This window comes from Caldisphaera sp., from assembly GCF_023256325.1.
In the GTDB taxonomy this organism is placed as follows: Archaea; Thermoproteota; Thermoprotei_A; order Sulfolobales; family Acidilobaceae; genus Caldisphaera.
The window spans coordinates 1-22,270 of the sequence record NZ_JAGDXI010000031.1 but is presented as its reverse complement, the minus strand read 5'-3'; the positions used below and the strand labels follow the sequence as shown (position 1 = coordinate 22,270).

The 22,270-nt window shown below is 30.0% G+C and carries 18 protein-coding genes; 9 read left to right on the top strand and 9 right to left on the bottom strand.

All coding sequences use genetic code 11. The features are described 5' to 3' along the window. Positions 1-300 precede the first annotated feature (300 nt). Positions 301-1,965 (bottom strand): hypothetical protein, encoded by a 1,665-nt coding sequence (locus tag Q0C16_RS04475; RefSeq protein ID WP_292319902.1) that lies wholly within the window; start codon positions 1,963-1,965, stop codon positions 301-303. 139 nt (positions 1,966-2,104) lie between these two features. Further along, complete coding sequence (locus Q0C16_RS04470; protein ID WP_292319901.1) at positions 2,105-3,238, bottom strand: Xaa-Pro peptidase family protein; 1,134 nt, start codon at positions 3,236-3,238, stop codon at positions 2,105-2,107. Between the two features lie 142 nt (positions 3,239-3,380). On the opposite strand from Q0C16_RS04470, the gene Q0C16_RS04465 reads away from it, so the two are divergent. Then, entirely contained in the window at positions 3,381-3,515 is a 135-nt protein-coding gene (locus tag Q0C16_RS04465; RefSeq protein WP_292319900.1) for a hypothetical protein, read from the top strand. Between the two features lie 170 nt (positions 3,516-3,685). Here Q0C16_RS04465 and Q0C16_RS04460 read toward each other — a convergent pair whose 3' ends face one another. Continuing rightward, the gene (locus Q0C16_RS04460; protein ID WP_292319899.1) at positions 3,686-4,444 is read right to left on the bottom strand and encodes a queuosine precursor transporter; all 759 of its coding nucleotides are present in this window, start codon (positions 4,442-4,444) and stop codon (positions 3,686-3,688) included. A gap of 72 nt (positions 4,445-4,516) precedes the next feature. Then, a complete protein-coding gene (locus Q0C16_RS04455; RefSeq protein WP_292319897.1) occupies positions 4,517-5,422 on the bottom strand; it encodes an alpha/beta hydrolase in 906 nt (301 codons plus the stop codon). Between the two features lie 154 nt (positions 5,423-5,576). Here Q0C16_RS04455 and Q0C16_RS04450 point away from each other — a divergent pair, with 154 nt between their 5' ends. Then, positions 5,577-7,250 carry an AMP-binding protein gene (locus Q0C16_RS04450; protein ID WP_292319896.1) on the top strand — a complete coding sequence of 558 codons (1,674 nt, stop codon included), beginning with the start codon at positions 5,577-5,579 and terminating at the stop codon, positions 7,248-7,250. Between the two features lie 12 nt (positions 7,251-7,262). Here the strand turns inward: Q0C16_RS04450 and Q0C16_RS04445 are convergent, their stop codons facing one another. From Q0C16_RS04445 to Q0C16_RS04435, 3 genes are all read right to left on the bottom strand, one after another. Then, entirely contained in the window at positions 7,263-8,579 is a 1,317-nt protein-coding gene (locus tag Q0C16_RS04445; protein ID WP_292319894.1) for an ABC transporter permease subunit, read from the bottom strand. Further along, positions 8,580-9,482 carry an ABC transporter ATP-binding protein gene (locus Q0C16_RS04440; RefSeq protein WP_292319893.1) on the bottom strand — a complete coding sequence of 301 codons (903 nt, stop codon included), beginning with the start codon at positions 9,480-9,482 and terminating at the stop codon, positions 8,580-8,582. A 191-nt stretch (positions 9,483-9,673) separates the two neighbouring features. Further along, on the bottom strand, positions 9,674-10,840 hold the full coding sequence (locus Q0C16_RS04435; protein ID WP_292319891.1) for an NRAMP family divalent metal transporter: 1,167 nt from the start codon (positions 10,838-10,840) through the stop codon (positions 9,674-9,676). 117 nt (positions 10,841-10,957) lie between these two features. On the opposite strand from Q0C16_RS04435, the gene Q0C16_RS04430 reads away from it, so the two are divergent. Next, positions 10,958-11,101 (top strand): hypothetical protein, encoded by a 144-nt coding sequence (locus tag Q0C16_RS04430; RefSeq protein WP_292319890.1) that lies wholly within the window; start codon positions 10,958-10,960, stop codon positions 11,099-11,101. Positions 11,102-11,432: 331 nt separating this feature from the next. Here the strand turns inward: Q0C16_RS04430 and Q0C16_RS04425 are convergent, their stop codons facing one another. Continuing rightward, complete coding sequence (locus tag Q0C16_RS04425) at positions 11,433-13,289, bottom strand: peptide-N4-asparagine amidase (RefSeq protein WP_292319889.1); 1,857 nt, start codon at positions 13,287-13,289, stop codon at positions 11,433-11,435. Next, entirely contained in the window at positions 13,286-17,497 is a 4,212-nt protein-coding gene (locus Q0C16_RS04420) for a protease pro-enzyme activation domain-containing protein (RefSeq protein ID WP_292319887.1), read from the bottom strand. Before Q0C16_RS04420 ends, Q0C16_RS04425 begins: the two co-directional genes overlap by 4 nt. A gap of 157 nt (positions 17,498-17,654) precedes the next feature. Here Q0C16_RS04420 and Q0C16_RS04415 point away from each other — a divergent pair, with 157 nt between their 5' ends. The 6 genes from Q0C16_RS04415 (at position 17,655) to Q0C16_RS04390 (ending at position 22,067) form a co-directional block, all read left to right on the top strand. Continuing rightward, entirely contained in the window at positions 17,655-18,350 is a 696-nt protein-coding gene (locus Q0C16_RS04415; protein ID WP_292319885.1) for an orotidine 5'-phosphate decarboxylase / HUMPS family protein, read from the top strand. Between the two features lie 42 nt (positions 18,351-18,392). Next, complete coding sequence (locus tag Q0C16_RS04410) at positions 18,393-19,346, top strand: hypothetical protein (protein WP_292319884.1); 954 nt, start codon at positions 18,393-18,395, stop codon at positions 19,344-19,346. A gap of 140 nt (positions 19,347-19,486) precedes the next feature. Next, positions 19,487-19,840, top strand: a complete 354-nt coding sequence (locus tag Q0C16_RS04405; RefSeq protein WP_292319882.1) for a hypothetical protein — start codon at positions 19,487-19,489, stop codon at positions 19,838-19,840. 151 nt (positions 19,841-19,991) lie between these two features. Beyond that, complete coding sequence (locus Q0C16_RS04400; protein WP_292319881.1) at positions 19,992-20,816, top strand: CoA transferase subunit A; 825 nt, start codon at positions 19,992-19,994, stop codon at positions 20,814-20,816. Continuing rightward, complete coding sequence (locus Q0C16_RS04395) at positions 20,816-21,565, top strand: CoA-transferase subunit beta (protein WP_292319879.1); 750 nt, start codon at positions 20,816-20,818, stop codon at positions 21,563-21,565. The genes Q0C16_RS04400 and Q0C16_RS04395 overlap by 1 nt, the downstream gene beginning before the upstream one ends. Next, positions 21,546-22,067: an HIT family protein gene (locus Q0C16_RS04390; protein WP_292319877.1), complete on the top strand. Its 522-nt coding sequence runs from the start codon at positions 21,546-21,548 to the stop codon at positions 22,065-22,067. The genes Q0C16_RS04395 and Q0C16_RS04390 overlap by 20 nt, the downstream gene beginning before the upstream one ends. The last annotated feature ends 203 nt before the right edge of the window (positions 22,068-22,270 follow it).

The following is a 22,270-nucleotide window of genomic DNA, read 5'->3' as shown; positions in this document are numbered from 1 at the left end:
TTACAGAACTTCTCAACAAATCTATATCAGATTTTGCACTCAATTTTATACACCACCTATTACTTGAATAAAAAGTTAATATATATTTTATAATAAAAAATCTATAAAATATAGAAATAAAAATAAATATAATGTATACAAAGGTTTACTAAACATTTACAACATAATTATAAAGAGATAAGGTTAAGGAACTAGCAAGTAAATATTAATTTTAATATAGACATTCTTAATGAGATCCAAAACCTTCGTTTAATGCTAAAAAGTTAGCATTAAACAAATCAATTAATAACATAATGAAATTTAAGAACCTGGAGCAATACATCCATACCATGGTTGAAGAGCTTGTGATGATACTCCAGTTATATAAGCGTTCAGTGGAGTTTCAGGAGTTGACGAAGTTAATATAATTCCTGAAGTGCTTGGAATATCAGCACTTGTGGATGACTGTGGGTATATATTTATAATCCAACTAGTATCAGCCCATATACTTTCTGTTGTATTAGGACCACATAAATTAGAAGTTGTATATGCATAATTAGAGAAATCAACATTTATTGTTGTATTATAGTTATTTAAAGGACTAAAGTTTGGTAAAACAATGCCAGGAGGAGTTACATCGTTAAACACATTGTAAAATGAATAATTTTCATCATTTTGATTTATGTTAAAATCCCAGCTGATGTTATATACAGGTACAGCTTGGTTATTCATGTTTAATGATACTCCATTATATGAACCAGTAATGCTTTCTTTAGGTCCACCGCTCCATGTTACTTCAAATTTAACTATAGGGGTAACGCCTTCAAGGCCAACAATTATTGTATATTGTGATGTTGCACCAGTAGGTTGAGGATTCCATGATTGTGAGCTAAAAGAACCCCCTCCGGGATCACTGACAAATGAATTTACTTCACTTTGTTGATACATCTGATATCCATGATAATAATCTATTGCCCCCGTTTGTCTTACTACTTCCCCACCATTGTAATACATCGTTTGACTTTCATAGTAATTTTCGTAACCCACTATAGTCATTGGAATCGAATATAAGTTCTCTACATCAGCAATTTGCTTATTTATTATTAGACATGAATCCCAATAAAATGTACCATTACCATCACTATATGCTGGTATGCCATAATATATATTGGATTGACCAAGCCATTGTGAAGCAGCCCATATAAATGTACTAGAAGCAGCCCAACTGGACGAGTTTTCATATTCTTGATATTCTTCATAACAAGGATCCTTTGGATAATTACTATTTAATAAATTCATGCCCCATAAGTTTTCTACATTTAAAACAAAATTTGGCAATTGATCTAAATATATGGGTCCAATTATTAGCCCGCTTGATTTAACGGCTTTAGCAATAAAGAGAACAGGTTCATTTAAGTTAAGAGATATTATTGGATATGCGAATAAATATCCTACGGCTTTTATTTTGGGATTTATGCCTAGTAGTAATTTGTTATTGAATGCTTTTGCCCATGAGTACGATAAAATAAATTGTATTACATTACTATAGGTCACATTACCATATAATGAGACTATATCACCTCTATTAATTAAATTAGATATTTCAGAAATAATTTTTGAAGTCAAATTTAATTTCGGCTTACTTGAAAGATTCATTATTATGCTTGAATTTATTTCTGGCCAGGATATTATTATAATACTATCATTAGGCGTGGAATCTAGCTGGCTTAGCGATATATTTGAAACATAAACCTTAACGTTATGAGTTTTAAATGCATTTACAACTTGTTCCAACAAAGTCTTTGAGTTTACAACATAAATTGGAACACTAATATTAATTGATTCCAATGAAAAATTAGATGAAGAATTTAATGCTGTTGATACACTAAATTTATTATATGACGAAATAATGAAATTGACAAATAATCCAACAATAATTATTATAGAAATAAAGACAATTGCAATATTTATATAAAACTTATTCATCTAACTTCACATTTCCCCCAAAAAGAAAGAACCCTTTTATATTTATGTATATATTAATATGTATTAAATTGATTAACACAACAATAATTAAACAGCTTAAATTAATATTATTAATGGTTTTTCTATATGTTTAAATTATTTAAATTTTGAGTTTTTCTATACCTTTGCTTGTCTTAGTTAATATTTCAATGTCTTTTCCTTTAACTAATACTGTATCTGAATGCCTAAATCCGCCAATATTTTTTATGTATAATCCTGGTTCTATAGCTAACGTCATATTGCTTTTTATAATAGTATTGTTTCCTTCAGCTATGCTCGGAAATTCGTGTATTTCTAAGCCGATTCCATGACCAGTTCTATGATTAACATATTTAATAAGATCATTAGAACGGAAGAAATCCATAACAGATCTATCAATATCGCTAGCAGAAACACCTTCTTTAATTGACTTAAACGCCATTTGTTGCGCTTTTTCCATGTAATTAAAAGCTTGTTCCATATCCTCACTAACTCTGCCAACTAAGAATGTTCTTTCATTTTCAGCCCTATAACCTTCAACTGCTATGTCTAATGTTACTATTACAGATTCTCCTTCATTTATCTTTTTTCCTGATACTAAACCGTGAGGATAATATGATCGCTTACCTGAAATTACTGCCGAGACAGTAAAATTCATCCATGGATATAACCCATCTACTCCTAAAATTTCAGAAAGCTTCATCTTCATTGAAAATTCTGCTCTGCTTGCTATATTAATTTCTGTATCCCTTTCCTTAATCCCCTCTATTACTTCTTTCATTCCATAATCAGTTACTTCGCTTGCTATCTTAATTCTTTCAATTTCACTATAATCTTTTACTGATCTAATATCATTAATAAAATCTGTTACATCAACTATTTTTAGATTATGGGAAAGTTCTGTAATTTTATTATAAAATGATAATGAATCTGAATCTGTGCCTATTATTTTATAATTTTTTATTGCATTTCTAATAGATTCGTTAATTTCTTCATCGCTCCTATAACCTATAATATTTGTAACCGGGCTTTTTTCTTTTGCATGGTCAAGATCTAGATATGGAACGAGTAGTATTGCATCACCGACTTTAGATATAATTGCTATAATAGGCCTTGAATAAATAATTGCTTGAAAAAGCGTAAAATAATAACTATTTTCAGGTTTTGTAATAATCATAGCATCTATATTATTATAATCTAAATAATTTCGAACTTTTTTAATTCTTGCATCGTATGGGAACTTGGATAGTTTCATGATACATCAAAATACAAATTGAATCCTTAGCTTATAAATTTAATTTGAATTCTGAAATATCAATCTTATATTATGACTTATATAGGCGTATAGAGAACTATTTATAATTATTACTACTTATAGTAGTAATTAGGTGTTAAATTTGAGTCTGATTCAGATTAATAGAATTGATAATAGTAATAGAATTGAGAAAAATCAATGGATTGCCATATTAAGTTCGTCCATTACAATGTTTATTTGGGGTTTTGTATTAGCATTGGCTCCTGTATGTGGATAATAGGTTTTAGTGGGGCACTTGTTTGGTTATTATATGGCATAGATACTAAGAAAAAAACCTTGGAAGAAATATCTGATATAATAAAGATAAACATTCGAATCCATAATGAGAAAAAATAAGGTCAATTTTTAATCATAAATCTTTTAAAATTCTTAATTTAATTAGTATTATTAGAATTCCCTCTTAACATTTTTTATAAGCATTCTATAAATAATATACCAAGGAGAATTAAATATTGCTAATAATAATTTCATTAAAGCGCCCATCCAAATCATATTAATAACAACATTATAAGGAAGAATTCCAATAAAGGCTATAGGGTAAAAAACTATACTATCAATTACCATAGTAGAAGCGTCTGATGTTGTTACTCTTGTTAAAACTAATGCAATAATTTTTCTATTCGATTTCCAGTCTTCTTCAGTCCTATATGCTTGTTTTTTTAATTTGGCGAATATTGTGGCATTCCATAGCTCATCGACAGCAAAAGCTATATACGATGCTAACATCACTCTAGGTGCTGCAACCATAAATTGAATCCAATATTTATTTGCATCTACTTCCCAAGCTGGAACTGGTAACACTGCATCTGCTAATATAAAAGTAGCCATCAATATATTTGATATTAATGCAACACTTATAGCAATATAAGCTCTCCTTCTTCCATATACTTCATTTATCATATCATCTAATTGACTTACAAAGGGGAAAATCAACGTGCCTCCAGAAACAACAAATGGTATTATAATATTATATATTGTAATTCTTGAGGCTAAAATATTTGCCCCTACAGAATATATAGAATATAATACGATTAATGTCGGTAATCCATAGGTGTTCCTATACTTTTTAACTAAATACGCTCCAAATATTGTGCTCATTGTGTTTCCTACTATCCAAAATATCCAAGCATAGATCATTGGATTCATTTTAATCACTTATTGCTTGCCTGTAGCTTATTTAAAAAATAAATATATAAATTTTAAGCAAAAAATAAAAATTTATTTATTAAATCTAGATTTAATAAAAGAAGAAACTATTTGCAATGCTACTTCAGCAGAAGGGACTAGTCCCAATAATGAAATAAATCCATGAGTAACACCTCCAAATCTTATCTGAACTGTTTCAACGTTAGATTTATTCAATATTGAAGCATAAGATTCTCCTTGATCTCTCAATGGATCATATTCAGCAGTTATTATTAAGGCTGGAGGTAAATTCTTATGATCTTTAGCTAAAATTGGAGAAAATCTAAAATCTAATATATCTTTTTGATTACTTAAATACATGCTAGAAAAGAATCTCATAGAATCTCTTGTTAAAAATATATTAGAATATTCTCTCATTGACTGAGAAAAAATATCATTCCCTACAGTTGGATAAATTAGAGCCTGCGCATTTAACTTTATTCCTTCGTCTCGGGATAAAATACTTACTACTGCTGCTAAATTTCCTCCAGCACTATCGCCAGCTACAGCTAATTTTTTATCTGTTTCATAAAAATACTTTATCGAATCAAACGCATCTATAACAGCTGCTGGAAATTTATACTCAGGTGCTAGTCTGTAATCTATTGATGCAACTTTACAGTTACAATAATTTGCTAAATATCTTAATATGTTATCGTAACTTAAAGATGAACCCCAAATAAATCCTCCTCCATGAAAATAAACCAATGTTCCATCAGTCTGAACGTTTTTGGGTATATAAATGTATGATGGTATTTTAGTTTCTGTTCCATTAATTTCAATTTTATATATTTCCTTCATTTCAATTTTAGGTGAAAAGCTCATAATCAGTTTAACTCCTTCATCCATAAATCTTCTAAATTCCTCAACATTTTTTGGTTTAAATACATCTTTTGGAAGAGTTTCTATCCATTTTTCTACATTAACATCTAACGGCATAGTCACACCACAGCAATAAAATATACTAATTATAAAAATATACTTAACTAGTTTGTATTATTTTGTATTATAAAAATAATCATTGAATAACATATATACAGTATTGTGTTTATATTTTTATACGCACTTTATCCTACTTGAATTAGGTGGGAAAATGAGTGGAGAAGATAAAGAACTCTCTTTGCTGCTGTCTGAGATTAATGAAGATAATTCTATTAGACTTATGAAAAAGTTTAATAAAATTATGAGATGGGTTATTGCTGACTTTCCAAAATTTGTCTCTCATAAATATCCAGATAAACATGGATTAATTTATTATGGTTTTAATAATGTTGAAAACAAATATACATATAAGGAATTAGATAGCTTGTCTAATAGATTTGCAAACTTTTTAATAGAAAATGGCCTAAAAGATTACGATAGAGTGGCTATTCATTCGTTTAATAGTGATTATTTTGTTATATCAATGTTTGGAACTTATAAAGCAAAAGGGGTTTTGGTTCCGATTAACTACCTTTTAACTGGGAAGGATGTAATCTATCAAATTAATAATTCCGAATCCAAATTTTATTTATTAGATGATTCATTTTATAGTCAAATAAAAGATGTCTTACCAGAGTTTAACTATGTTAAAAAATTTGTTGCATTAAATAAGAAGGATAAAATTAATAACGAAAAATTCGTAGACTTTAATGATATATTGAAGAACTATAGTGATAAGGAACCAGATAAAATATTAAACATATGGGATCCAGTAACTATAATGTACACAAGTGGAACTGAAAGCTTGCCTAAAGGTGTAATACACACAAATCAATCCCTCATATCTCAATACGTTAGTGTTATTATTTCTGGTGATTTTCAATCAAAAGATATAGTAATTAATGCATTGCCATTATATCATACTGCACAAAACGCAGTTCTTACAGTGGGCGTTTGGCTCGGTGCAACAAACATTGTTTTACCCAAGGGTGATATACAGCTAATAATGGAGGCAATTCAAAAATACAAAGCTAATAGCATGTTTGCCCCTCCAACAGTATGGATTGGTATTGTTAATCACCCTGACTTTAAGAAATACGATTTATCATCTATTGAGAAGATATATTATGGAGCAGCAATAATGCCGGTTGAGGTATTAAATAGATTGAGGAAAGAATTTCCAAACGCAAAGTTTGTCAATTATTATGGGCAAACTGAGTTAGCTCCAGCGCACACAGCTTTGCTTCCAGAAGATCATGAAATTAAACCTGGTACTGCTGGTAAAGAATTACTAAACATGATGACAGAACTGATGGATGAACAAGGAAACATAATAAAAGAACCATATAAAGCAGGGGAAATTGTAGGTAGAGGACCTCACACTATGATAGGTTATTTAAAGAATCCTGAAAAAACCATGGAGGCATTTAAATATGATTGGTTCCACAGCGGAGATATAGGTATGTGGGATAAAGATCATTACCTATACGTTATTGATAGGAAAAAGGATATGATAAAAACTGGTGGTGAAAACGTTTCATCAAGGGAAGTTGAAGAAGTAATATATAAGCACCCTGCAGTAAAAGAAGTTGCAGTTATAGGATTACCTGATGAGAAGTGGATTGAAAAAGTTACTGCAGTTGTTGTCTTGAAGGATAACTATGAAAAAAGCGAGGAATTAAAGAAGGAAATAATGGAGTTCGCTAGAAATAATTTAGCTCATTTCAAAGCACCTAAGGAAATAATATTTGTGGATTCGTTACCAAAATCACCTTCTGGAAAGATATTGAAGAGGGAATTAAGAGAGCAATTCAAATCTAGGAAAGAATTTAAAGAGAAAATGTAATTTAATAAAAAATTATGGCGAATCATTTTTATCATAAATTATTATAGCTAATATTATTGGTAAAGCTATCCATATAATGCCTATTATCGTTACTAATATATAATTTATAGCAAAACTAAAACCAAAATTAAAGCCTCCCATGACTATTTCATATAAACCGTAAGGAGTTCCATACATTAGTTTTGGCATATCAGCTATAATCGCTACTATATTCATTATATTGAATAGATACAATATTAGATATAAAACTATACTTATAGCTATAAAGTTCTTCCTAACAAGAACTGCAACCAAATATAATAATGAATAAAATCCAATAGTATCTACCAAAAGCATTCCAAACATTTTTCCTATTGTGGCTAAAGATGTAGATGTATTGAGAATGTATGAAACAGTAATAGGCATTAATATGGACGTTATTAAAGATCCCATAATTAATGCAAATAAGCCTCCAATATATCTAGATATTATCAACTGTTTTTTTGTTATTGGTCTTGATGCTATAAACTCTATAGCACCATTACTCCTCAAGCTAGCTATAAATTCGTTAGTTAAAAATAAGCCTACTAATGGGAAAAACTCCGCAAAAATATATGATGCAGTTGATACTGCCGTATCTCTAATATTTGAAACCTCGAGTTGAGGAAGAACAGTTGAATATGTAAAGTTAAACTCAGGTACTTTATTAGAGCTAATATTAATAGATTGCAATAAAACTATAATATCAGGTTCGCTTAAATTTATGGGTATAGAAAACTTAGCAGTTGAAAAGCCGTATATATTGCCTATATATGTATAATTTTTCGGTAATATTCCTCTCATTAAATTTTCAAGACTCTCTTGAGAATAATATACCTTGTAAGAAGTTATGTTATTAAAATTATTTTTAATCAAATAACTTCCAACATACAATACTGCTGATTTATTTTTTAAATTTACATTAACAACTCCAATGGAAGAAACTGAAGCAGTATAATTTATACCTGAAATTTGCAAAGTTGTAGGTGACATTATAGAGTAGCTTTTCCCTGAAGGAATTGCTAGTAAAAAATAACCGCTTGAATTTGTTTCGACCCATCCATTATTTATAAATATCTTTGCATCTTTTATGGGATTCCCTTGAGGATTCAAAGCCAAGCCTAATATTTCAGTTTGATTAGAAGTTACATTATAGGAAAGCACTACAGAATACTTAGTTATTTGTGATAAAGATACCTGACCTTCCAAATAAGCTACGCCTATACCTGCTAGAATTAATCCTACTAATAAAATTATAACCAATGGTTTGGTTATGCTCCTCCTTATATCATATTCCATAGCATAACTCATTTACTCCACCTTTTCTCCGATTAAATTTAAAAAGTATTCTTCTAGACCTCCTACTTGCTCTATTTTACTTACCTTATATCCTGCTTTAACTAACAATTCATTTATATATTCCGAAGATACTTCTCCCTTTATCTCAAACACATCATCATTTATTTTATTGACTTCACCAAATTTACTTAATATATTTAAAATATTAACATCAGGATTATTTATAGCAATTCTAATTGCTTTTTTAGATTCTTTAACTACTTCATCCATATTTTTAATTGCTAATATTTTCCCTTTGTGTATGATTATAACTCTATCAGCTATATTCTGAACTTCACTTAATATATGAGATGAAAATAAAACGGCCTTATTTTCTTTTTTGGCTCTATTAGCAAACTCTCTGAAAAATACTATACCTTGAGGATCTAATCCATTTAATACCTCATCAAATAAATAGTTAGACGGATTAGCAATCATAGAAACAGCTAAAGCAAACCTCTTCTTCATTCCCTGAGAAAATTCTTTCAATTTTTTATTTTTTGCATTAATTATTCCTGTTTCTTCAAAAAGCTTTATACCTAATTCTTCTGCCTCTTTACCTCCTATTTTGTAATATCCAGCCAAATATTTGAAATAATCAATTGCTTTAAAATTCTCTTCAAAAACTGGTGATTCTGGAACCCATCCAATTCTTTTTGACGCTTCTACCTTATTTTTGCTTATATCAAATCCATCGATCTCTACACTACCTGTTGTTGGCTTTAAAACACCTGCAGATATTTTAATCGTTGTTGTTTTTCCTGCTCCATTTATTCCAACAAAACCTACAACTTCTCCATTATTAACATTAAATGATATATTATCCAATGCTTTAAAATCCTTGTATTTTTTTGATACATTTTTTACTTCTATCAATTTTTCACCTGATTTTAAATTTTTCTTTAGATATTTAAATTTTTCTTTAGATATATTTCAAAAAAATCTATAAATAATTTATATGTTAATTCATATTCTTAACATAATTTATGAGTTATTAAATAAATCTAAAACATACAATATCATAGATTATGATATTCTTAGTTGATGCTTCTAAGATAAAAATATTTTTATCTTATAAATCCAATTATACCACCAACAGCTATTAATATTATTATTACATAATAGATTATAATTCTTCTTCTCGAATAAACGTTTTCTTTCATAATCTTTCTATTACTTAATATAATGCCTATTAATATTGCTGGAATAGTCACAACCAAAGGTGATAAAGAAAGCAATGTCAAAGCAAAATTTAATACTACGGAAAATTTTTTAATCATAAAAGATACTATAATGATTGCTGGAATAGATTCTAGTGTATATATTTTTAACATATTTCTAAAGTTATTTTTATTTAGAGCTTCTAATAGACCCCACGAACTACTTAAAGATACCACAATTAGCGTTAAAAAAGCTGATGAAATCAACAGAATTCCAAATATATAATGTAGATATCCAAGGCTTAATATCAACTGATAAGGATCTAAAGGATTTATATCGCCAATACCAGTTCCAATAATTTCTGAGAAAACAATTAAAATCTCTGTTATAATTGATCCAATTATTGTTTCATAGCTTACCCATCTGATTTTAGTTCTTTGATCCACATCAATTTTTGAATATTTAATTGCCGTCGAGGAACTTTGATAAATCAACATACAGGGAGGAGTAACTACTGCACCAATGTTTATTGCAATATAATATAAGAAACTTTTTGATGTAGAAAAGTAAAATATACTTTCATTAAAGTATAGTTTTGGAAAAATTGCTATTGTAGAGGCTATAATTAATATTAGCGAGATTAGTATTAAAATTCTTTCAGTCAACTCGTATCTCTTAGATAGAACAATCGCTATATGTAAAGTAAAAAATATTATTAATCCTATTAATGGATTTATGCCGATTAAATAAGATCCTATTACAATACCAGTATACTCAGTTAGATATGTAAAAAAGTCAATGAAAAAAACAGGAAAAATTGCTATTATTGATACATTTTTTGAATAGTATTCTCTAATCAACTTACCAATACCGGAATTCGTTATGACTCCTATCTTCCCTGATGCTTCTTGTATAAAAAAGAGCGGAATTGATAATATTAATACAAACCAGATCATTCTATAACCGTATTGCTCTCCTGTGGATATTCCTCCAATTATGCTTGCTGCATCTGCATCTGCCATCAGAGCTATCCATGCTGGTCCAAATAACTTAACAAAATCCTTAAAACTCATGATATCACATTTTTTAATTGTTTTTAAATAGTCATTATTAAAAGTTTCATTCTAGTTAATAAATATTCCTATATAATACTAATTTTTAATAATTTAGGATATTATTCTTATGAAAATATGAAAGATTCATTCTATGAAGTTCTTCATATACGAGGTATCGAAGATCATGCATTATTATATACAGAAAACACGTTATTGATCAACAGATGGTTTAATTCTTTAAAAATTATTAGGAAAGCACCGACAACTCTTAACAATTGAGAACCAATTAATTTTATTTAATTAATTTTTAAAATATTTTGATAAATCTTTTATTATTATCAATTTTTACCGATGTTAATAAGCATTCGCATCAGTATATAAAAATAATATATAATATATCAACTTACAATGTAAATATTTAATTTTTTAAAGCATAAAATTAGGATAAAAATTATGTAAATCATATTACGAATTAAAAATTATCCCAATATGCAGTAATTGCTAAATATTAGCACAAAATAGAAATAAAGATATGTATTATATAAATTACGAATTGAACAGAAGTTACATTATCTTGTAAAAAATAAATAAGTTTTTAAATAAAAATAAATTATAAAATAAATTTGCTATACAATTTACTAAACGAATAATGTCTCATATTATTTATAGTTTTTGAAACAGAATCTAGCGGCATAACATTACTACTTGATACCTTTTGGATAGATTTATAATACTTTATTAAATATCCAGCAAGATTAATTGTATTATTTTGTATGGCTTCAGCATAGAAGTTTTCATTAAATCCAACACCATTAACTAAATAAATAGCCTCTAGGGATTTAGTAACAATTGCATTATTATTTGTTAGTGCAACTAAAACTGCTCCTCCATACTGATTTATTATTTCTAATATACCACTGAATCCGCCAATGGCATTTAAGTTGTAATTAAAAGACTCGGTTAGATTATAGTTTCCGTTGATATATGTAATTGAGTATGACGGGTTCAGGCTTATTGTGCCATTTTGCAAATACGTTGCATTAAATGGTATTATTTCTGGATTAGTAATAGGAGCCTCGAAGAAATCATAATATAGGCTCACCGGATAATTAGCATTTATTGAAAGAGACGAATTGAATAAACCTTTTTCGTAAGAATACTCGCTGAATTTTTCATCTAAAAATGCATATTCATTGAAATAAGAAAATGTTTGTTTAGCTATACTTGCTCCTGATTGGGCAGACGATGCAATTTCTTTTCCATACTTATAATTCAAAATTGATGTATAGTTTATGTAATAGCTGGAACCTTCTTGATAATACATACCGGTGTATCCCGGTATTAATATTGGTTGGGTATCCATTAAATTAGATTTCATTGTTAGTATTTTTCCTGAAATTAATGGATTCGAGCTATTAACCCAAAGCATTAATACTCCTGATATATCCCATGTAAAATAAGGAGTTTGCATTAATTCCTCGGCTTGAATCAAGTTACTTACAGTAACTGATAATGTGACATTACTTCCTAAGGCCAATAATGGAGTTAAATCAATATAATATGGCATGTGGAACGATAAAGTATTAATTGATGTTAAAGGTTTCCAATAAAATAAATCAATCCCTCCAGTATAAATTGTCTCGAACGGGTTTAAGATACCGGCTAGTTCATTGTTATAATAGACTTCTATATTTCTTATAGCTGGTTCATTAGTATACCAGAATTCATCATTTTCTCCACCCTCTTCATATAATAGTAGCATAGATTTTTGAGTTCCATTAGGAATTTCTATCGATTGCGTAGCAATATCATTGTTTGGATTTAATACCGTATAAGAATACCCAAAATTATTAGTAAACAATGGTATGAAATAATTAGGCAAATTATTGGGAGGTGTTCCATTGTATAAATACAATGTTACATTTACTAAATAGTATCCTGTTATACCTATTTTAGGCGCTATATAATTTGGCAAAACAATCTGAAATTCAACTGGTCCAGATAACAATTTTTCAAATAAAGTTAAATCAGCCTCTGATGTTGAGTTCAGAATTTCCTGTGTAGATCCCCAAAATATAGGTGTTCCGTTAGCAAAAATATAGAATGCTCTATCATATTGAGTTCCATTATGTTCGCTTATAGATACATTCATTAATATCAGGCTGTAATTCCCCTTAGGTATATTAACTATTTCAGTATAAGGCCTCATACCGCTTTCTCCAAAGTAAGCGTTTTTTGCTACATTAATCACGACTGGAGTAACGTTGGGAGGCATTATATTAAATGCTTCGAATGAATAATAACCATCATTTCCGTTTAATTTTTTAATAAGAGAAGAAGATACCGTGATGTTCGCTAGTTTGTTATTGTACAAATATTTATTATCTACTTGCATATGTCCAAATGGCGCGATATTTATTAACAATAAAGGTATTAAAATTAAAGCAGAATAAATTATTTTCTTCATTTTATCACCCTCCTCATGGCTAAAGCTATACCACCTATAATAATACCGATTACACCAACAGTTAACCCAGAAGCTCCTATTGCATAAGATGTTGAACCTTTTTTGCTAGCAGCTAGAGCTGTGGAGTTTACTGAATTTATCATGCTTTTAAGGTTGCTTACTTCTGTAGTAAACGTTGAATTAAGGTTAGATGAGACAGAGTTAATTTTGTTATTTAGTGAAGTAACATTTGATAATATATAGGACTGTAGTTGAGATGAGACAGAGTTAATGTTATCTAGTACTCTATCAACTTCTGTAGTAAACGTTGAATTAAGGTTAGATGAGACAGAGTTAATATATTTTGTTAAACTGCTTTCAACGCTATTTATCAACAGACTTTGTGATAACAAATGATAATTGTTATAAACCCTTGTACTAATATTGTAGGACAACCCGTTGCTTACAACAATAGTGATTATATATGCCCCATCAGGCATAGAAGTAGAATTGAAAGGAACAACTAACTCTATTAAACCGTTTATAACTTTATAAGAGTAATTAACTGATATGCCATCAATTAAAACTTGTATAGGAACAAAGTTGCTATTAGTTAAATTAACAACCACATAACTTATAGGTTGTGTTATATTAATTGGATATATAGAAACGATTTTTGGTAATGTAACATTAGACAGATGAGTCACATTATACTCGTTTATTCCACTTAAAATGATTTTGCTGTTTTCTTGTGAAAACGCATACAATAGATCTTCAAATACAGAATTAACAATATTTGCCTTACTATTTATTAATAATAGACCTACTATTCCTGGGCCTATGTTATCATTTAGCAAGCTTATGTTTGAACTGTTAGCAATTAATGCGTTGATATGGGAATTAATTATCTTTACGGTAGAGTTTACTATTGTTAAATTATTTATTATACTGTTCTCTATAATTAAAGATGCATTTTTCACTATTAAATTATAAGAGTAAATCCCTTGTATACTATTACCAATAGATGATCCCATAGGCAATGAAGTATAATTACTTTGATTAATAACTAAAGAACCTATGAAAGTATATGGTTCTAGATATAAGTTATAAGGAGTTGATATTTCATCATTACCGTTAGCGGCTTCCCCTGAAACTGTAATTGACCATGGACCAGACATTTCCATAGAGCTTAATCCTGCAAATATACCAGGACTACTTAATGAAGGTAATTGTAGTTCTCCATACCATTCGTTTAACGATGAATTATATTGCAAGGGTATTCCAATAGTAAAGCTAAAAGGTAACAATAGAGAATAGTATTGATCAGGTATTAAAGTTGCAGTAAATGTACCGTATTTAACAGCTGTTCCATTTTGATATGTTATGTTAGCAAATACTTTTATATACTGTCCTTCGTATGCAGTAGAAACTGATTTTATATTTGTGCTTAAAGTCGATGGAGAAACGTAGAATGATTGATTCGCATATCCAAATAACGGGCTAATTGCTGTTGACTCATTTGAGACAAAAACGACGTTATAAAAACCTGGGGTCAAATTAGATGGTATTGTATAGGAACCAACTTGAAAACCTGAAGATGTAGGCTGTAGCGGAACTTTAGCTACTAAATAATTAGATAAATTATAAATATTAGCGTAGACGTTACTCGTATACATACCTAAGCCAAGAGGATCTATTACATAAGCAGCTAGTGTTATTGTTTCTCCTGGTGAAGCACTTGGCAATCCATCATTTACTGGAGTTATAACATAACTTAAAAGAATAGCTTCTCCAAAATATTCATATGTATAGACGTTACCTTCTGATGAATTTACCATTAATATATAAGATCCTTGTGGATCTGGATATGGCAAAAACATTTCGCCATAATATAGACCGTTACCTTCTGAAATTAACGGGGAACTGTAATAAACGACACCATTTTTAATTAAATAAGCATTTAGAGACAAGTTTACATCTGGGTTACCATTAGGTAAAGTAGCATATACTTCTACATTAAATGGGTAATTAGCAAATAATGGAGGTCCAAATGGATATGGTATTGGGGTTGGCGGAGAAATTATAGCTAAACCAACGCCTATATCAACATCTGTTGCTCCGAACCCAGTTAAGTTATTACTAGATGTTCCATTAACTACGATTGTCCAAAGATTTGAAGGCATTCCTTGCATTATAGAGACATTTCCAACCCAGTATTCCCCATTAAATGTTAGCGGTACTTTCTCTATTAATCCACCTAATGTATAAATATACGCATTGAAGTCTCCTGTTTTAACAATGGAACCATTTTGATATGCTATATCTGATATTATTTCAAAAGATGTGTTATACATATACCATGGATATTGCGCACCATTTTGATATGTTGTTACTGAGACCTCTAAGTGGTTCTTATTAATAATTGTTTTTATTGCATTGGCTAATAAACCAGCATTTGGACTACCTAATCCTGTCACTAAATTATATCCTCCATTAGAAGAATAATAGCCGTTATATCCAAAGTTTATTTGATGGAATGCCATATTATATAATGTTTTATTTTCATATATATCATATAATAATGGGTTCAGTAATCCCAAACTTGTGTTCAGATATCCATCAATATCCGCAGCTATTCCTGCCCACAATGGTGAGGCTAGACTTGTTCCCCCGATCACTACTAACCCTCCGTCTACGACTTCAACAAAGCCTGTATATGGATTTGCATCGGCAGCGACATCAGGAACAGCCCTATAGGTTCCTTTTACAACTCCTATTTGATACCATGGCTTTGGTATCAATGTTGAATATCCTCCTGTAGAAGCTACTTCGCTGGTTCCATAAAGTGGAGAAACTGACCAAGCATTTTCATACCCATAAGTACCTGTTGAGTTCATATCTGATAGGTAGCCTGAAGTTACATTAACAAATAACGATGTTCCTCCAACAGCAGTTACAAAGGGAGATGTTGAAGGGAATATAACCCCTCCATAAAGTTCAGGCGTGCCTCCATAAGCTCCTTCATCTCCGCTAGACGCAAAGAATGATATTCCCTCAGCACTACCTAGTGCAAAATAGTAATCTGCATATGAATAACCCAAATTCATTTGTGCTTGCGCATAATAAGGATCTGATGTATAGAAACCAGTTAAGGCTATTGTATTTTCTGATGCACCCCAACTCATTGATACTACGTTTGCTAAATCCAAACTTACTACATAATCTATTGCCTCAAATAACGCATTAGCAGGATTTGATGCTACAATCAAATAAATATGGGCATATGGAGCCATTGTTTGCGCTGCTTCTACATCTAATGCTGTTTCAATATCCCAACCAGTTCCAATTCCTAAACTCGGATGATAGGGACCTATAGGCACTATAGTTAAGTTTACGCTGGGAAGACCAAACATTGAATCATATTGAGACAAATCTTGGTAAATTAGTGGATCCCCGTATGCATCTATTATAGCAATCGATGTTCTATTGCTGTATTTCATTATATTCGTAACATTATATGCACCTTCAAAATCTCCAGGAGTATAATAAGTGATTGCCCCTGCCATTTGATATTTCCTAAAATTAAAATTACTTAACAGCTTATAACTAGAACTATTTAATGGGACAAAATATTTGTTTATTATTTTTCCAGAAACTATGTAAGGAGGCTTAAATTGAGTAAAGTTATTTAATCCAAATATTAAAGTGTTAGATAATATAGATGGTATTTTAGGGTTGCTATTAGGTGCATAATATATTATACCGTTATAGCTTCTATAAAGACCAAAATCTGTGCCAAATAATTTCTCGACCAAATAAGCGGGACCTTCAACCATAATTGAAAGTCTATCAGGGCTTTGATAAGTTATCATGAATCCTTGTGATTTTAGAAAATCTATTACTTCATTAAATTCTTGAGAAGAAGGAGCAAACATTTTCATTATTTCACTCCTATTTAATGGCTTCATTTGTTTATTTGCTACTTCTTGTGACAGAAATAGAAGATAAGTATAGTTTTTTGGTGGGAAAAATATCGAAAAGCTAATCATAGTGTTTTTCGGTAATTCATTTATATAAGTGCCATTTAATGAAGGTCCATAATAGTATGCGCCATTATTGTTTTCTTTATTTGATAGCGCAAATGATAATGGGCTGAAGACAGCAAGAATAAATACAAATATAAACACAAATGAAAAATATTTAATAAGTTTCTTAAAATTTCTACCCACAATAGTTCACCTGACAATTTTGTTAATAATTATGGGATTTAATAAATCTTTCTAATTAACAAGCAATATTAAATAGCATTGAAATCCTTGAGTTTCACTAAGCCAAGTTCACTTAAACATAATCATTTTTAAAGTTAAAAACAAAAATTATAAAGCGGTGAACTGTTTGACAATAAAATTCATAGAGAGGCTAGAGAAGTGTGGAAAACTATTACAAGTAGCTCTTGATTTTACTGATATAAATTCAGCTATTTCTATAGCATCGAGTGTTGAGAGAAGAGAAAACCTAATTCTAGAGGCAGGAACTCCTCTTATAAAATCTTATGGAATCAATTCTGTTAAATTATTGCGCTCCTTAAAGGGAAATCATTTAGTTTTTGCTGACCTAAAAATCATGGATGTTGGAGCTTTAGAGGCAAATCTAGCATTTAATAATGGAGCTGATGCTGTTTCTGTATCAGCGGCAACTAATATAGAAACAATAAAAGAAACTGTTGATGAAGCAAACAAATGGGGAGGTATTGTTTATGGAGACCTTATTGGAGTTGATGATATTCTGAAAGGTGTGGAAAAGTTAAAGAATTCTAAGGTTCATGTTGCATTACTTCACATAGGAATTGATGTTCAGGTAAAAATGGGTGTAACTGCAGGAAATTACGCCCAATTAATAAAGAAAATAAAAGATAATTTTGGAGGAATAGTTGCTGTAGCTGGAGGTATTAAGCCTGAAGAAGTGCCATTGGTATCATCGGCTGGGGCAGATATTATAATAATTGGGGGAGGAATAACCAAGGCTAAAGATCCTTACGAAGCAACTAATATAGCAATTAAAAATTTAAATTCTAAATGCTAAATAATTTTAAACTTTGCTATAAAGTTTTTAGTGGAGATTAAAGTGAAAAAGGGGATATTAATAGGTTTTGGAAACGTGGGAAAAGCTTTAGCTAGAGAAATAATTTCTATTGACAAGATAAAAATTGTAGCTGTATTAACATCCAAGGGAGTTTATAAATTAAAAACTAACTGGAAATCAGATTTAAAAAATTTAATTAATGAGTATCCAAAAGGAGAAAAAGAGAATAAAGATTTATTAAGTATAATCAATGAGTTAATGCCTGATATAGCTTTTATAACAATACCCCCATCATATTATAATGGAGAACCTAATTTATCACTATATAATACATTACTCGATAATAATGTTAACATAATTACTGCTGATAAAACCGGTCTTGCATTACAATTTAATTATTTGATGGCGAAAGCTAAAACCAAAAACCTATTTTTCGGATATAGAGCAACAGTCATGGCCGGTACCCCTGCTATTGATGTTGCGAAAGGACTCAAAGGAAGAAACGTAAAGGAAATTAAGGCAGTATTAAATGCTACAACAAACTATATCTTAAGTTTAATTGAGAATGGATATTCAATACAAAGTGCCATAGAAAAAGTCAAAGAGCTAGGCTTAGTTGAACCTGATCCGAAAATCGATATAGATGGTTATGATGCAGCAGCAAAGTTGACTATAATATTAAACACTTTAGGCATTTCATCTACAATAAAAGAAGTCAATAGAGAATCTTTATTAAACGTAGATGAAGAAAGAGTTAGAAGGGCATTAAACGAAGGGAAAAGAGTAAAATATATAGCATATTTTGACGGAAACAACAAAAGGATAAGTTTAGAGGAAATAGAAATGGATTCTCAACTTGCTAAAGTGTCCAAAAATTATAACTGCGTCGTATTTAATGTTGATAACGATACAATTACTTTAACTGGTCCTGCAGGACCAGCGATTTCAACAGCTAAAGTCATGATAACAGACTTGTTGGAATATTTAGAAAAATAATAATCAATCTTTAACTACACCTAAATTAAACTATTTTATTCAATTTTAAATTTTTTAAATCTCTTTAATTTATAACTGGAACTGATTATTATGATGAAAAATTAATAAGGTAAAAAATCAACATAATTTTAGGTGGAAAATTGGAAACATATAAAATATTGGGTTTAATAGGACTTTTGTTAGTATTATTGGTAACAGTTATGCTTTCTATTTTTATACTAACTGGATTTTACTATTCATATGGCTTTATGGGAGGTATGATGGGATACTACAGGCATTATTATGCTTATGGATATTCTTTTATGCTATTTCCACTAGCTATTGGTGGTATATCTGTAATACTTGCCGCTATTGGTATTTCTATAAACGACAAAGTTGCTTCAGGAATTTTACTAATATTATCTGCCTTCATATCTATACCTATTGCTTTTGGAGGTTTTGGAATAGGTTTTATTCTATTACTTTTAGCGGGAATACTTGCATTAATAAAATAAATCATTTTCTTGCTTATAAAAATATATCAATTTGATAAGTAGAATTCATAAAAATGATATCAAGGACTAACATCCTATCTTTATCTTTATAATTCCTAATAGTAAAAAAATATATACTCTGATGAATACATTAATTAAAAGGTAGGTGTTTATGCCCACTAGTAAAATTATGAGCTTAAATGAAGCGGTTGATCTTATAAATAACGGTGATTTAATTACAATCAGTGGAATGACATTCTTTAGAAATCCAATGAGTTTCATTGCGGCTCTAATTAATTCAAATAAAAAGGATTTGTCTTTTGTTGATAGAGAGCCAGGGTTTGGATTAGATGTTTTAACTGCAGCTAATAAGCTTAAAATGATTAGAGCAGCTATGGCAACATTTGAACACTTTGGCCTTTCTCCAAGCGTAAGAAAGGCAGCCGAAAGAAAGCAAGTCGATTATTTAGAAGATACTTGTGGGGCAGTTATTGCTGGATTAAGGGCAGGAGCTCAAGGAGTTCCATTTATGCCTGTTAGAGGAATAATAGGTTCAGATTTAGTTAAAATACATGAAAAAAGAAATACGTGGAAAATCATAAAGGATCCATTTACTAATGAAGATATTGTTATAATTAAATCTATTGAACCAGATGTAGCTATAATTCATGTACACATGAGCGATGAATATGGAAATTCAGTTATATTAGGTCCAAAATATGAGGATGAATTAAAAATAAGGGCTGCTAAAAAAGTGATAATAACAGCGGAAAAAATTGTAGATAAAGAAGAACTTAAGAAAAGAAACACAGAACAGTTATCTTCGACCTTACTTCATGTAACTGCAGTTGTTAATTCTAAGAATGGTGCATGGCCAACAGCGATGTATCCTATATATGAGGCTGATTATAAAGCTATAGGCGATTATTATAACTATGCTAAGGAAGGTAAAGCTATGGAATGGATTAGCAACAATTTAATGAAGAGGTGGTATTGATGTCAGCAAGGCCTACAGATATTATGATAAAGTGTTTAGGGAGCTTTATAGAGGATAAGGATTATGTATACCATGGTTTAGATAGCTTATTGCCTCAATTAGCTATGGTATACGCTTCTTTATATCTTAAAAAAGATTTTATTTATCATAGTGTTGCGGAACCATTCTTAACAGATCCAAACCAAGTAATGGTAAGACCTTCGACAGGAGATCCTTATTCTGAGCAAGGAAATATAGCAACCGTAACAACTATAGATGCATTTGATATCGCAGCAAAAGGTAAAATGGATCTTATGTATTTTGGAACAGCTCAAATAGATGAAGAAGCAAACATAAATTTAACAGCAATTGGTAACTATGATAATCCCAAGGTTAAACTTCCAGGCGGTGCTGCAACTGCTTATTTATATCCTATAGTTAAGAAAATAATAATATGGGCCAGGCATGATCCTAGGGTATTAGTTAAGAAAGTTGACTTTGCAACAGGAAACGGAACAACAAGGATAAACAATAATTTAAAAACAATTTTATGTACAAACAAAGCTTTAATCGAATTTACAAAAAAAGGACCTATATTAAAAGCTGTGTTACAGGGCTTCAATATTGATCAAGTTGTATCAAATACAGGAGGTATGAAAATAATTGTTCCAGAAAAAGTAGATACAATTAATGCGTTAAATGAAGAAGAACTCAAAATTATTAATAAAGCTGACCCCAACGGATTGCGGTATGAAGAAAACTATGGGTAGGGAGCTATTAATGGAAGATGTTTTTTGTAAAATAGCAAGGGGTGAAGAAAAATCTTATACAGTTTATTCCGATGATAAGGTAATGGTAATTATGGATATTTTTCCTATGTCAAGGGGACAGACTCTAGTTATACCGAAAAAACATTTTGTTTATTTCTACGAAATGCCAGATGACTTGATTTACAGTTTCTATAAAACTGTTAATATGATTGGAAAAGCAATGATAAAAGCATTTAATCCTAAAGCAATAGCCCTAATCGCAAGGGGTTTAAGAGTTCCTCATTATCATCTTATATTAATCCCTGTCAGAGAAGGAGATATAAATGACAAATATTTTTCAGTTATGGATGCCTATCAAGGATTTCCAAAAGTAAGTTTAGATGTCCTTCAAAATAGAATTGAAGATTTTAAATCATTTGCTTTAAAAGGTAGGTTGCAAGTAAACGAAGAAGATTTAATTAATGATATGAACAAAATCAAAGAATCTTTAAGCAATTTATAACATTTTTAACTAGTAAAAATTTTTGAATTTCATACAAGATTCTATTGATGACAAAAATAAAATTAGGCTGTTTATGTTTTAATTTTCTTATAAAGAATCTTATATAAAAATTAAATATTAATTAATAGAAAAATTCATAAACAAATAGATGTGGCGGACCCGGGGGGATTTGAACCCCCGACATTCGGCTTAGGGGGCCGACG

Excerpts from the sequence above, each read along its gene's own strand:
- Q0C16_RS04475 (WP_292319902.1), bottom strand. The coding sequence starts at position 1,965 with ATGAATAAGTTTTATATAAATATTGCAATTGTCTTTATTTCTATAATA.
- Q0C16_RS04470 (WP_292319901.1), bottom strand. The coding sequence starts at position 3,238 with ATGAAACTATCCAAGTTCCCATACGATGCAAGAATTAAAAAAGTTCGA.
- Q0C16_RS04460 (WP_292319899.1), bottom strand. The coding sequence starts at position 4,444 with ATGAATCCAATGATCTATGCTTGGATATTTTGGATAGTAGGAAACACA.
- Q0C16_RS04455 (WP_292319897.1), bottom strand. The coding sequence starts at position 5,422 with ATGCCGTTAGATGTTAATGTAGAAAAATGGATAGAAACTCTTCCAAAA.
- Q0C16_RS04450 (WP_292319896.1), top strand. The coding sequence starts at position 5,577 with ATGAGTGGAGAAGATAAAGAACTCTCTTTGCTGCTGTCTGAGATTAAT.
- Q0C16_RS04445 (WP_292319894.1), bottom strand. The coding sequence starts at position 8,579 with ATGAGTTATGCTATGGAATATGATATAAGGAGGAGCATAACCAAACCA.
- Q0C16_RS04435 (WP_292319891.1), bottom strand. The coding sequence starts at position 10,840 with ATGAGTTTTAAGGATTTTGTTAAGTTATTTGGACCAGCATGGATAGCT.
- Q0C16_RS04430 (WP_292319890.1), top strand. The coding sequence starts at position 10,958 with ATGAAAGATTCATTCTATGAAGTTCTTCATATACGAGGTATCGAAGAT.
- Q0C16_RS04425 (WP_292319889.1), bottom strand. The coding sequence starts at position 13,289 with ATGAAGAAAATAATTTATTCTGCTTTAATTTTAATACCTTTATTGTTA.
- Q0C16_RS04400 (WP_292319881.1), top strand. The coding sequence starts at position 19,992 with ATGCCCACTAGTAAAATTATGAGCTTAAATGAAGCGGTTGATCTTATA.
- Q0C16_RS04395 (WP_292319879.1), top strand. The coding sequence starts at position 20,816 with ATGTCAGCAAGGCCTACAGATATTATGATAAAGTGTTTAGGGAGCTTT.
- Q0C16_RS04390 (WP_292319877.1), top strand. The coding sequence starts at position 21,546 with ATGAAGAAAACTATGGGTAGGGAGCTATTAATGGAAGATGTTTTTTGT.